Source organism: Streptomyces sp. NPDC023838, from assembly GCF_040639555.1.
GTDB lineage: Bacteria > Actinomycetota > Actinomycetes > Streptomycetales > Streptomycetaceae > Streptomyces.
Genome location: NZ_JBFAAD010000054.1, coordinates 1 through 13,162, shown reverse-complemented (window position 1 = coordinate 13,162; position 13,162 = coordinate 1). Strand labels below are relative to the sequence as shown.

9 protein-coding genes and 2 pseudogenes are annotated in these 13,162 nt (G+C 71.5%); 9 read left to right on the top strand and 2 right to left on the bottom strand.

The genetic code is table 11. From position 1 onward, the window contains the following. The first annotated feature begins 20 nt into the window (after window positions 1-20). The 9 genes and pseudogenes from AB0G17_RS35295 to AB0G17_RS35255 all read left to right on the top strand — a co-directional run bounded on the left by AB0G17_RS35295 (window position 21) and on the right by AB0G17_RS35255 (window position 12,514). A complete protein-coding gene (locus tag AB0G17_RS35295) occupies window positions 21-242 on the top strand; it encodes an MbtH family NRPS accessory protein (protein WP_361391677.1) in 222 nt (73 codons plus the stop codon). Beyond that, the gene (locus AB0G17_RS35290; RefSeq protein ID WP_361391674.1) at window positions 239-511 is read left to right on the top strand and encodes a hypothetical protein; all 273 of its coding nucleotides are present in this window, start codon (window positions 239-241) and stop codon (window positions 509-511) included. Before AB0G17_RS35295 ends, AB0G17_RS35290 begins: the two co-directional genes overlap by 4 nt. A 4-nt stretch (window positions 512-515) precedes the next feature. Next, the gene (locus AB0G17_RS35285; protein WP_361391671.1) at window positions 516-1,772 is read left to right on the top strand and encodes an MFS transporter; all 1,257 of its coding nucleotides are present in this window, start codon (window positions 516-518) and stop codon (window positions 1,770-1,772) included. 50 nt (window positions 1,773-1,822) lie between these two features. Further along, complete coding sequence (locus tag AB0G17_RS35280; protein WP_361391668.1) at window positions 1,823-2,437, top strand: alpha/beta fold hydrolase; 615 nt, start codon at window positions 1,823-1,825, stop codon at window positions 2,435-2,437. 17 nt (window positions 2,438-2,454) lie between these two features. Continuing rightward, window positions 2,455-3,678 (top strand): M20 family metallo-hydrolase, encoded by a 1,224-nt coding sequence (locus AB0G17_RS35275; protein ID WP_361391665.1) that lies wholly within the window; start codon window positions 2,455-2,457, stop codon window positions 3,676-3,678. 83 nt (window positions 3,679-3,761) lie between these two features. Then, window positions 3,762-9,689 carry an amino acid adenylation domain-containing protein gene (locus AB0G17_RS35270; protein WP_361391661.1) on the top strand — a complete coding sequence of 1,976 codons (5,928 nt, stop codon included), beginning with the start codon at window positions 3,762-3,764 and terminating at the stop codon, window positions 9,687-9,689. A 7-nt stretch (window positions 9,690-9,696) separates the two neighbouring features. Further along, window positions 9,697-10,782: a thioesterase domain-containing protein gene (locus AB0G17_RS35265; RefSeq protein ID WP_361391658.1), complete on the top strand. Its 1,086-nt coding sequence runs from the start codon at window positions 9,697-9,699 to the stop codon at window positions 10,780-10,782. A 35-nt stretch (window positions 10,783-10,817) separates the two neighbouring features. Beyond that, a pseudogene (locus tag AB0G17_RS35260) lies at window positions 10,818-11,039 on the top strand (XdhC family protein); the annotation flags it as partial. A 401-nt stretch (window positions 11,040-11,440) separates the two neighbouring features. Then, entirely contained in the window at window positions 11,441-12,514 is a 1,074-nt protein-coding gene (locus AB0G17_RS35255) for an ornithine cyclodeaminase family protein (protein ID WP_361391655.1), read from the top strand. 116 nt (window positions 12,515-12,630) lie between these two features. On the opposite strand, the gene AB0G17_RS35250 is transcribed toward AB0G17_RS35255, so the two are convergent. Next, the gene (locus AB0G17_RS35250) at window positions 12,631-12,780 is read right to left on the bottom strand and encodes a hypothetical protein (RefSeq protein WP_361391652.1); all 150 of its coding nucleotides are present in this window, start codon (window positions 12,778-12,780) and stop codon (window positions 12,631-12,633) included. A 144-nt stretch (window positions 12,781-12,924) separates the two neighbouring features. Continuing rightward, a pseudogene (locus AB0G17_RS35245) lies at window positions 12,925-13,162 on the bottom strand (integrase core domain-containing protein); the annotation flags it as partial.

Below are 13,162 nucleotides of genomic sequence, written 5' to 3'. Positions count from 1 at the left end.
CACCCAGACAGGAAGACACCTTGGACGCCACCGATCGTGACGACGAGCGCACGTACCGCGTAGTGGTCAACCACGAGGAGCAGTATTCGATCTGGCCCGCCGACATGGAGATGCCGCACGGCTGGGCCGACGCCGGCTTCGGCGGCGCGAAGGCGGCGTGCCTGGAGCACGTGGCCGAGGTCTGGACCGACATGAGGCCGTTGAGTGTGCGCCGCGCCATGGAAGAGGACGCCGCGCGATGACACCGAAGTTCTACTGCCGTGGATACCGGGTCGCCGAGCTGCGCCGGTTCGAGGGCTGGGCGTCGTTGGCGCTGGCCCCACAGGACCGCCTGGGCGACGACGATGTCGCCTACGTCTGGGACGACTTCACCGTGGTGGACAACCCCGTCGTCGCCGATGCGGCCACCCTGGTGGCCGCGCCCACGGACGACTGGCGGGCGTTCTGCCGTACCGAACTCGGCTTCGAGATCCCCGAGGGCCTGCTCGAAGACGCTCTCGGAGGGTCGTAATACCGTGAACCGGTCGTTCTGGCTGCTGTGGTCGGCCTCGACACTGTCCGCGCTCGGCGACGGCATCAGGTACGTCGCGTTCCCGCTCATCGCGACCACCTTCAGCAGCGACCCGCGCGCGGTCTCGCTGGTGTTCGTCGCCGGATACCTGCCGTGGCCGCTGTTCGGGCTGCTGGGCGGGGCGGTATCCGACTGGTACGACCGGCGATCCCTGATGCTGCTGGTCGACCTCGGCCGGGCGGTGGTCATGGGCGCGTTCGCGATCGCCGTAGCAGGCGTCGGCGGGGCGATCGCGGTGCTGATGACGGTGTCGTTCCTGATCGGCACCGCGGAGACCGTGTTCGACAGCTCGGCGTCGGCGATCGTTCCGCAGTTGGTGGCGCCGAAGGATCTGGAACGGGCCAACTCCTGGCTGTTCTCGGCGCAGGCCGCGGCCTCGACGCTGGTCGGCGCGGTCGTGGGCGCGGTGCTGTTCGCCGTGTGGCGGGCCGGGCCACTGGTCACCGCCGCCGCGTGCTTCCTCGTCGCGGCCGTTCTGGTCGCCGCGCTGGCCCCGGTGGGCCGTCCGGCCGACTCGGCCGGTGCGGCTGACGCCGCCGACACAGTCGGCGCGGTCCGGCCGGGCCTGGCCGGCGATGTCCTGACAGGACTGCGGTGGCTGGGGCGGCATCGGCTACTTCGGACCGTCTGCGCGCTGGTGACGGTGCTGAACGGGGTCACCGCCGTCGCGGAAGCGGTCCTGGTGCTGTACGCGGGGAAGGTGCTGAACCTTGGTGACCTTGGATACGGCGTGCTGCTGTCGGTGCTCGCGCTGAGCACCGTGGCCGGTTCCGGGGTGGCGCCGAAGGTCCGGAAGCTGACCGGCTATCCGGGCGCACTGGTCGGCGGCGCGGTGCTGATGGGCGGCGCGGTGCTGCTGGCCGGGCTGACCTCGAACCTGCCGGCCGCGATCACCGCTCTGACGCTCGCCGGTCTGGCCAACGGCATGTGGAACGTCGTCGCGGTCTCGCTCCGGCAGCGGATCGTGCCCGAACACCTGCTGGGCCGGGTGACGAGCATCTACCGCACCATCGCCCTGACCGCGATGCCCGTGGGGGCCGGCCTGTCCGGGGTCGTCGCCGAGCACTACGGCCTGCACGCGCCCTTCGTCGTCGGCGGTCTGCTGCTGGTGGCGGCCGGGTTGGCGAGCGCGCCGGAGATCGTCTCGGCCTCGCGGCAGCTGGTGTTCGAAGGCGGCGATCAGGCTGCGAGGACGTCATGAGCCGGACATCGGAGGGCCGGCCGCGCACTGTCCCGGCTTCCCGCGCACCGGTGCGGCAGATCTGCTTCCCGCACGCGGGCGGTTCGCCGACGGTGTTCCGCACGTGGCGGGCACGGCTGCCGGGCTCGATCGAGATGGTGGCCGTCCGCTTCCCCGGACGTCCTTGGAGCCGCAGCAAGGCGCCGCCGTCCTCGTTACGGCAGCTGACGGCGCGCATGGTGGACTTCCTTGTCCCGCTGCGGGACCGGCCACCGGTCCTGGTCGGGCACAGCATGGGCGCGACTGTCGCCTTCGAAGCCGCGACGGTACTGGAGCAGCGGTTCGGGATCGACGATCCGGGGTTCCGCGAGGTGTTCCTGCCTGTGCTGCGCGACGATCTGCGGTTGCTGGAGAACCATCCGGGACCGCAGACGTCGCCGGTCACGTCCCGGTCACCGCGTTCGCGGGCCTGGACGACCCGGTCCGTGGCCCAGACGAGGCAGTCCGCCGGCGACGATTCACGCGCGGGCGGTTCGCCCAGCGCACCTTCACCGGTCGCCCCTTCGATCTCGAGGATCAGGGGCCTGAGGTCGCTGCGGCGATCGCTCGGGAGCCGGCGGGTGCCGAGGCCGCCGGGTTCCCGGGCGCCCCGGCCGGTCGTTCTGATGTGGCTTGGTGAGCATTGATGCGGACGGAGACTTCCATGCGGCTGGATGAGGCGGCGCTGCTGCGGCGGGTGAACGAACTCGCCCGGATCGGCACCGGCCCCGACGGCGGGGTGAGCCGGCCGGGGTTCAGCGCGGCCGACCGAGCGGCGATCGACTACGTCGCCGGAGAAGCACGGCGCGGCGGACTGGACGCGCGCGTCGACCCGGCGGGCAACCTGCTCCTGGGCCGGGAGCCATTCGGTACCCGACCGAGCCTGGTCATGGGCTCGCATCTGGACACCGTGCACAACGGCGGACGTCTGGACGGCGCCTACGGCGTGCTGGCCGCGCTGGCGGTCGTCGAGGCGCTCATCGTCGACCCCCGTGCGCTCGAACCGGTGGCGGTCGCGTTCGCCAATGAGGAGGGCGCGTTGTACCCGCAGCCGTTCTGGGGCTCGACGGCGTTCGCCGGCGGGGCGGAACGGCTCGCATGCGATCCCGTGGACCGCGAGGGCCGGTCGCTGCGCGAACCGTTGCGGCAGGTCGGCGGCGATCTCGACGCGGTGGCCGCGGCGGCGTGGCCGGACGGGACGGTGGCGGCGTACCTGGAGCTGCACATCGAACAGGGGCCGGTGCTGGAGCAGGCGGGCATCCCGATCGGCGTGGTCGAGTCGATCGTGGGCCGCCACGTCTTCGAGGTCGAGGTCACCGGCCGGGCCGGGCACGCCGGCACGACGCCGATGGAGTACCGCCGCGACGCCCTGGTGGGTGCGGCCGGACTCGTCACGGCGGTGCGGGACATCGCTGCCGAGCACCGGCACTGCCGGGTCGCGACCACGGGTGCGCTGCACGTCCAACCCGGTGACACGAATGTCGTCCCAGGCTCGGTCCGGCTGACGACGGAGGTGCGCGACACCTCGCAGGACCGGCTCGACGCGGCCGAGCGGGCGTTGCGGCGGGAGGCGGCCCGGCTCGCCGACGCGACGGGCTGCCGCTTCGAGGTCCGCCGGACCATGCGCGTCGCCCCGGTGTCCACCGACCCGGGCCTGGCCGACCTGATCGCGACCGCGGCGAAGGAGTCCGGATACGCCACGACGACGCTGCCCAGCGGCGCCGGCCACGACGCCCAGATCGTCGCCGGTATCGCGCCGATCGGCATGATCTTCGTCCCCAGCCGGGACGGGCTCAGCCACACCCCCGCCGAGGACACCGCCCCGGACGACCTCGTCGCGGGGGCCCGGGTCCTGCTGGCGTGCGCGAAGCGGCTGTGCTCGGGATGACGCCGCCCCGCCGCTGGCCCACGACACCGTGACGACCGACACCGAGAATGGATCAATCACCGATCATGGACGCGACAGGATCCGTGCAGACGACAGACCAGTCCTCCGATTCCCTCGATGATGTCCGTCGCCGCATCGAGCAACTGCCGCCCGCTCAGCGGGCCCGGCTGTGGCAGCGGATGTGGGAGCGCGGCCTGTCCGGCGGCGCGTACAGGGCCGACGAGGCCTCGGCCACCGCGCCCTCGTCGTTCACCCAGCGCCGGATGGTGGTGCTGCACGAGACAGACCCGGACAGCGCGGCCTACAACAGTCCCGCGCCGGTGGCGCTGCACGGGACCATCCGGCCGACGCTGATCGAGGCCGCGCTGAACGACATCGTCAGGCGCCACGCCGTGCTGCGGACCTCCCTGCCGATCGTCGACGGCGAGCCGGTGCAACACGTCGCTGCGCACACCCGCCGACGGCTCGTGGTCGTCGACCTCAGCGGTCTGACACCCGAGCTCCGAGCGGCAGAGAGCGACCGGCTGGTGCGCGCCGAACAAGGCACGCCTTTCGACCTGCGGCACGGGCCGCTGGTGCGGTTCCACCTGGTTCTGCAGTCACCGGTGGAGGCACTGCTGCTGACCACGTTCCACCACGCCATCGTCGACGGCTGGTCGTTCTCGGTCTTCGCCCGGGAGTTCGCGGAGTTCTACGCGGCCCGGCTGGAGGACCGGCCGGCGACCCTGCCGCCGTTGCGGCTGCAGTACGCCGACTACGCCAGGTGGCAGAACGACTGGCTGGAGACCGAGGAGGCCAAGCGGCAGCAGGCCTACTGGGTCGGCCGCCTCGCCGGGGCCACCGAGCAGTGCGCTCCGCCCCCCGACCACACGCGCACCGCGACTGTGACCCGCAATGGCGAGGTCTGCCACTTCCTGCTTCCGCCCGCCATGGCCCAGCAGGTCCATCGGCTGGCGGTGGACTGCGGGGGCACGCCGTTCATGGTGCTGCTGGCCGCGTTCCAGGCGGTGCTGGCCCGCTTCACCGGGCACGACGACGTCCTGGTCGGCACCCCGGTCGCCAACCGCCGGTTCCACGGGTTCCACGACCTGATCGGCTTCTTCGTCAACTCCCTGATCATCCGCAGCCGCCCGCACGGCGCGCTGAGCTTCGCCGCGTTCCTGGCCGAGGTCCGCGACGCCTGCCTGGCCGCCTACGACAACCAGGATGTTCCGGTGGACGTCCTGGCTCGGCTGCTTTACCCCGAGCGGCAGGCCGGCCGCAATCCGCTCTACCAGGTCAACCTGGCGTTCCACAACACGCCGGAGACCGTCACGACCGCGGAGGGCCTGGTCATCACCCCGCTCGACCTCGATCACGACGGCGCCCGCTTCGACCTGGACCTGGTGGTCCTGGAGACGGAGCAGGGGATGGAGTGCTCGCTGATCTACGCGGCCGACCTGTACGAGCGCTCGACGGCGGAGCAGATCGCGGACTCCTTCCAGACGCTGCTCACCGCTGCGCTGGCCCAGCCCGGAACAAAGCTGGAAGAACTGCCGATCCTCACCCGGAGCCAGACCGCCGTCCTTCTCGCCGATGCCGCGGGCCCCGAGCTGCCGCTCCCGGCCGACACCGCACTGCACCACCTGTTCGAGCGGCAGGCTGCCCGGACCCCGGACGCGACGGCGGTCAGCGACCCGGCCGCCCGCGACGTCACCTACCGCGAGCTCGATCGGCGGGCCAACGGCGTCGCGCACCTGCTTCGGGCCCAGGGGGTACGCCGTGGGGACGTGGTCGGCGTGCTGTTGGACCGCTCCGCGGACGCGGTCGGCGCGATACTCGGCGTACTGAAGGCCGGAGCTGCCTTCCTCCCTCTCGATACCGGCTATCCCACGGCCCGGTCGGCGCAGATGATCGCCTCCAGCGGTGCGGCCGTGGTCCTCACGTCGGCGGCGTACCACACGTCGTGGGAGGGAGCCCGCGCCGTCCTGGTCTCGGACGCGGAGCCTTCGGAGCAGGCACCGGCTGTCGGCGGGGACGACCGTGACGGGGCGTACGTGATCTACACCTCCGGTTCGACCGGCACGCCCAAGGGCATCCTGATCGCTCACCGTCAGGTGGCGAACTATCTGCTGTGGGCTGCGGAGCACTACCGGGTGGCCGAGGGCGACGGTGCGCCGCTGCACTCCTCGCTCGGCTTCGACCTCACCATCACCACCCTGTTCGCCCCGCTGCTGTGCGGGCAGCGGATCGTGGTCGCGGACGATGGCGGCCCGACGGCGGAGGCGTTGTTGCACTGGGCGCGGCGCGCGGAACAGGCGAGCTTCGTGAAGCTCACCCCGTCGCATCTGCGGATGCTGAGCGACACCGGTCAGAGCTTCGACGCCGGAGGGCTGGTGATCGGCGGCGAGATGCTGCACGGCAGCGCGGTGCTGCCCTGGCTGGCCGGACCGCGGCGCACGCGGCTGTTCAACGAGTACGGCCCGACCGAGGCATCCGTGGCCTGCACCGTCTACGAGGCCACCGCCGACGTCGACCCCGAGGGGCCGGTGCCGATCGGCCGGCCGATCGGCAACACGCGGGTCCATGTGCTCGACGACCGAATGCGGCCGGTGCCGCGCGGTGTGGCGGGCGAGCTGTACATCGGGGGCGTCGGGGTCGCGTACGGCTATCTCGGCCAGGGCGGGCAGACGGCCGAGCGGTTCGTCCCCGACCCGTTCGGCGGGAACGGCGGGCGGCTGTACCGCACCGGCGACTCGGTGGTGGTGCGGGCCGACGGTGAGCTGGTCTATCTGGGACGCCGGGACCGCCAGGTCAAGGTACGCGGGCACCGGATCGAGCCCGACGAGATCGCGGCGACACTGGCCGCCGCGCCCGGCGTCCGGCAGGCAGTGGTCGACCTCGTGGACGACCGGTTGACAGCCTTCGTCGAACCGGCCGACCCGCACGAACCCGCCGATTCACCGGAAACGGCCCACCTGGCCGAGCTGATGGAGCGGGTCGAACAGTGGCGGATGCTCTACACGGATACGTACCAGGATCTGGACCAGCCGCAGGACTCCGACGCGGAGTCGACGGCGCTGACCGGGTGGACCAGCAGCTACACCGGCAAGCTGCTGGATCCGACGGAGATGGGGCAGTGGCTGGACGAGACCGCCGGGCGTATCGCCGGCCTCGGACCGCGGCGGGTCCTGGAGATCGGTGCTGGAACCGGCATGATCGTGGAGCGGATCGCGCCGGGGTGTGAGTCCTACCGCGCGACCGACTTCGCGCAGGCGTCCGTCGACCGCCTACGCCGTATGTTCGAGGCGGACGGACGGGTCGAATGCGAGGTGGCGGCGGCGCACGAGGCGGTCCGGGACGGGGACCGCTTCGACGTGGTGGTCATCAACTCGGTGCTGCAGTACTTCCCCTCGGTGGGATACCTGCTGACCGTGCTGGACCGTGCGGTGGGGGCGCTGGAGACGGGCGGCCGCATATTCCTCGGCGACGTCCGCAACCAGGTGCTCCAGCCGCTGTTCCGGACCAGCGTGCGTTTGTTCCAGGCGCCACCGGCCGACCAGGTCGACGAGATCAGGGCGCGCGTCGCGGCCGATCTCGCCGACGAGGAGGAACTCTGCCTCGACCCCCGGCTGTTCGACGCGCTGCGGGGACGCTGGCCGCGGCTGAGCGGTGTGCGGGTGCTGCCGAGGACCGGCGGCTACGACAACGAACTGAGCCGCTACCGCTATGACGCCGTGCTGACCTTCGACGGACGGGCGGAGCCCGACGGCCTCCGGTGGGACTGGTCGGGCGGGCTCGGAGGCGACGCTCTGGCGGGACGGTTGGCCGAGGAGCGCCCGGAGCGGGTTACGCTGCGCGGCGTTCCGAACCGTCGGCTGGCCTCGGACCGGCGGCTGCTGGCGGCGTTGGCGGCGGCCCCGGCGGCCGCCACGGCCGGTTTCGTCACCGGTCAGGCCGATGGGGGAGAGGATGACTCAGGCTTCGGTGAAGAGCTGGTCGTCGCCGCTGCCGGGGCCGGTTACGACGCCGAGCTGAGCTGGGCCGAGGGACATGCGGACGGCGCCTATGACATCGTGCTGCGCCGATCGGACGCCGCTGCGGATGCCGCGGGTGGCCTTGGGCTGTCGACGGTCGGCGCTGCCGATGCAGACCGTGACGCCGTGCTGCGTCGGGCGGGCGCGGGTGCGGATGCGCAGCGGTCGCCGGCCGACGCCACCGATGTGGTTCCCGTCGCGGACGACTGGCGTCGCTACGCCAACGACCCGTTGTGGCGTGAACGGCGGTCCGGTCTGGTGGACGCCGTCGCGGACTTCGCCGCCGACCGGCTGCCGACTGCCATGCGGCCCGCGCGATACGTCCTGGTCCGCTCCATGCCGCTGACGGCGCACGGCAAGTTCGACCTCGCGGCGCTGCGCAGGACCGCGGTGATCAGCCGGGCCGGTGCCGGGCGCGCCGCACGGTCGGGGACACGCGGCCGCCCGCTGACGGTGCTGGAGGCCCGGATCGCGGCGATCTGGGAGGAGCTGCTGGGCCTCGACGGGATTGGCGCGGACGACGACTTCTTCGAGCTCGGTGGCCACTCGCTGCTGACGTTCCAGGTCCTGCACCGGTTGCGGAAGACGTTCGGCGTCGAGGTCCCCACCCGGACGATGTTCGAGCGGCGGACTCTCGCCGAGCTCGCCACGGTGGTCGCCGCGGCGGACGCCGAGACTTCGGGGCCGAGCCCAGCGGGTGCTGAAACGTCGGCCGATCCGGGTGTCCTGTCCTTCGCCCAGGAACGCCTGTGGTTCCTGCATCAGCTCGACCCCGCCTCGACCACGTTCAACGTGCCGCTGTTCGTTGCCCTGGACGGGCCGGTGGACGTTCCGGCGCTGGCGCGCGCGGTCCGGGAGGTCGCCGACCGGCACGACATCCTGCGGACGGTGCTGAAGTCGCACCAGGGGCGGCCGTTCCAACGGGTCCTGGCCCCCGGGAGCACCCGGCTGGTGGTGATCGATCCTGCGCCGGACGCCGGGACGGAAACCGACGCGCTGTTGCGCGTCGCCGCGCGCCGTCCCTTCGACCTGGCGCGTGAGCCGGCCCTGCGGGCGTGGCTGCTGCGTCGCGGTCCGGATCGGCACGTCCTGATGCTGTTGCTGCACCACATCGCCTACGACGGGTGGTCCGCGCAGATCCTTTTCGACGAGATCACCGCCCGCTACGCGGGCGAGCCGTTGCCGTTGCTGCGTGCGCAGTACTCGGACTTCGCCCGGTCCGAGCGCGGGCAGGACTTCACCGCGCACCGTCACCATTGGCGCGGCCGACTGGCCGGGATCCTGGATCTGCCGACGATCCCGTTGGACCGGCCGCGGCCGGCCCGCTCCACCGGGGAAGGCGCGGCGCTGCCGTTCCAACTGCCCCCGGACGTGGTCGCGGGGCTGCGGGTGCAGTGCAGCACGGAGCAAGCGACGCTGTTCATGGCGCTGTTGGCCGGCTCCTTCTGCGCGCTGCACGCCACCACCGGCCAGACCGACGCGGTCGTGGGCATCGACGTGGCGAACCGGCCCGGTTCCGACGCCGAACGGCTGGTGGGGTTCTTCGTCAATCAACTGGTGGTCAGGGCCGGTGTGAGCGGCGAGCAAAGCCTGCGCGAGCTGCTGCGGCAGGTGCGCGACACCTGTATCGACGCCTACGCGTACCACGAGCTGCCGTTCGAGCAGGTGGTGCGCCTTGTCAACCCGCCCCGGAGCCGCAATCAGAGCCCTCTGTTCCAACTCAAGCTCTCGCTGAACGCGGCCGTGCGGCAGCCGGCGCTGCCCGGGGTGACGGCGGGTGTCGTCGACGTCGGGGTCCAGGCCCGCGCCGACCTCAGCCTGAACCTCGAAGAGCACGCCGACGGCGGGATCAGCGGCGTCCTGGAATACGCCGCCGAGCTCTTCGAGGAGTCGTCCATGGCCGGCTTCCTGGGCCGCTACCTGGCCTTCCTGGAGGCGCTGGCGGTGTCGCCCGGAACGCTGCTCGGGAACGTCGAAGTCACCACGGGAGGGTGAAGCGCCGATGACGCAAGAAGCGATGACCACCGGTCGCGGGACGGAGCAGACGGTCGCCTCAGTGGTCGAGATCTTCGAAGATCTGCTGGGCGTCAGCCCGATCCTGCCCGATGAGGACTTCTTCGACGCGGGCGGCCATTCGCTGCTGGCGGTGCAGCTCGTCGCGCGGGTCAACGCGGCCTTCGCGACCGACATTCCGCTGTCCGCGTTGTTCGACACCGACGGTGCGGACGGGGTGTCGCCGACGGCGATCGCGAGGCTGGTTGCCGGGGACGCGGGGGCACAGGGCTCCGATCTGGTGATGCTGGCACGCGGCGTCGGCGTCGGGGCCGGCTCTGCCCGCGACGCTCGGATGGTGTGCGTCCCGCCTGCCGGCGGCGAGGTGGTGAGCCTCCGCGAGTTCGCGGCCACGTTCGCCGAAGCGGAGACCGCGGGGACTGTCCAGGCGTTCCAGTTCCCGCCGATCGCCCCGGGAGAGGACCACGGCATCGGCGCACTCGCCGCCCGACTGCTCGCTGCGCTGCCGGATGACCCGGCGGACCAGACGGTCCTGCTGGGGTGGTCGATGGGCGGCATCGTGGCGTTCGAGGCCGCCCGGCTCCGGGCCGCGGCCGCGCGCGTCCCGGCCCACGTGGTCCTGGTGGACAGCTACCCGGCCGGCACGATCCCGGACAGCGACGACTTCGGAATCGTCCCCGGGCTCGTCGAGGAGCTCCAGGCGGCGATCGGCCACCGGGTCCCGGTGGACCTCGCGGCGGCGCGGGCCCTTCCGCTATTGGAAGGTGTAGAGCTGGTCATGTCTGCCCCGGCCGGGCTGACCGATGCCGAGCGTGACGTCGTCCGGGCGAAGGTGCTCATGCTCGAAGCCCACGTCACGGCGGCGCGCGCGTACCAACTGCAACCGTATGAGGGTCCTGTGACGCTGGTTCAGGCTGCCGATACCGATGCCGGACAGCGCGACGCCGCACGGCAAGCCTGGCAGGCCGTCTGCCGTGACCTGCGCACGGTCGTCGTCCCCGGCCAGCACCTGTCACTGTTCGGCCGCCCCTACGTCGAAGGCCTGGCGCGGGCGGTGCTGGAAGCCGTCGGGTAACGAGACGCCTGAAGAGACTGAACGGGGGTGGGGCGATGGTTGACATCGTCCGAGAACTGGTTCCGTGGTCCGAGCGGGGGCGCACCCTTTGCGGTGGCGACCGTCGTCGGGACCGCGGGCAACGCACCGCGCCTGCCCGGGGGGGGGCCTTCGCGGTGGATGCCGCCGCAACCGTGGTCGGCAGCATCGTCGACGGCTGCGTGGAAGGAGCCGTCTACGAGCTCTGTCAGGAAACCCTGTCCGGCGTACCGCGGTGGGTGGAGCATTTCACCTCCTCGGACGAGGACCCGTTCGACGTGGGGCTGATCTGCGGCGGCACCGTGGACATCCTCATCGAGCGCGTTGATCCGGCGGCGGCTCGCTCGGAGCTCACCGCCTCCCTGGCTGCCGCCGCCGCCCGGCGCCCCGTGGCCCTGGTCCGCGCGGTCGCCGAACCCGCCGGGTGTCTGGGCCGCGTGCTGCCCGCACCGATTCCTCGACTCCGTCGGCTTGATCGACTACCCGGGGGATACGTGGGCGGCGGCGCCGATGTACCGCTGCGGGACCGGATGCGGCCGATTCACGACCAGCCCTTCCCTCACGACTTGCCCGTTCCGCCACGGAGCACATTTCGCCCACGGTCTGCGCACCCGGCCATATCCCTACTTGGAGAATCACCTTGGAAACCACTGAGACCACCCGCATCATCGACGCTCCCGCTGTGGCGGCCGTCGTCGCACACGTCGGCCTGGCCCGGCTGTTCGAGCTCGCCATCGAGAGGGTTGAGGCGGTGTCGACGGCCGAGGCCGCAGGCGTGGTGCAGCAGAAGGAGCGCGACGGCTTCCGGTTCACCACCCCGTTCCCCGGCTTGCTGGAGTGGATGTCGGCGGTGCGCCACGGCTCGACCGTCTCGGTGAAGGCGGTCGGCTACAACCCGCACAACCCGGCCAAGAACGCCCTGCCCACGATCCTGTCCACGGTGCTGGCGTTCGACTACGACAGTGGCCATCTGCGCACCGTGATCGACGGCACGTTCACCACCGCCCTGCGGACCGGTGCCGCTTCGGCCGTGGCCAGCAGGGCCCTAGCCGACCCCGGTTCGCGGGTGCTGGGCCTGGTCGGCTGCGGGGCCCAGGCGGTGACCCAGCTGCATGCCCTGTCCCGGGTCTTCCGGTTCGATGAGGTGCTGGTCAGCGATGTGAACCCGGCCGCGGAGAACAGCTTCGCCAGCCGCGCCCGGATGCGGCCCGGCCTGGTCCGCAGCGTGCCATTGGCCGAACTGGAGGCGCAGGCGGACGTCATCTGCACGGCCACTTCGGTGGCGCCCGGGGACGGGCCGGTGATCCGGGGCGAGAGACTGAAACCGGCTGTGCACCTCAACTGCGTGGGCTCCGACATGCCCGACAAGACCGAACTCCCACGGGAGCTGCTGGACCGGGTGACGGTCTGTCCGGACCACCACGTCCAGGCCAGCAAGGAAGGCGAATGCCAGCGGCTGTCCGCCGACGCGATAGGTCCGTCGATCAGCACCGTGCTGGGCGATCCACGACGGTACGCGGGGCTGCGCGCCGAGCGCACTGTCTACGACTCGACCGGACTGGCCATCCAGGACCTGGCGATGGTGGAGCTGTTCGACGAGCTGGCCCACGAGCTCGGCATCGGGAGCCTGATCCGCGTCGAGGCCAACAGCGGTGACCCGTACGACCCTTACGCGTTCCTGCCCGCGGACGTCACGAGCGGGTTCGGAGCATGATGGCGACCCGCTGACCGGGCGGTGTCGGCGGCCTGCTCACAGTGGCCGCCGACACCGCTCCGACCTGCTGCCCGCGTACAAGTGAACGTGGCTCTGGGAGATTTGCGTCACCGGGATCACCACGGGGGCGCGGCCTGGTCGGTGCGGTGGCGCTGGCCGCTCATGATTCGCTTCTGGAGTTTCACGTCGGTGAGGATGTCGACCGGGCGATGGTTGGACGTGTCGATGAGGATCGTCGCGTAGGTCCGCCCCGTCGAACGGCGCACTCGTCGACGCCGAGGTGCAGCACCGGCCCCGGGGACGGGAGCGGCAGAGCGCGACCCGAGGTGGCGGTCGCCGAGCGGGTTGATCAGGTGGAGGGAGAAGGGCAGATCGGGCGGGTCTGCTGCAGGTTTGGGTGACAGGTTCGGTCACGCGATCTGGAGGGCCGGTGTGGTCGTGACGGTCTCGAATCCGATGGGTGTCAGCCGGCCGAGCGAGGCTTGCCTGCGGCGTCGGTGGTAGGTCCTCTCGGTCCAGGTCACGATCGCGATCCGTAGTTCCTCGCGGGTGGCCACGCCCGACGATCGAGGACATTCTTCTGCAGCAGGCTGAAGAACGACTCCATGGCCGCGTTGTCGCCTGCCGCCCCGGCCCTCCCTGTCGAGC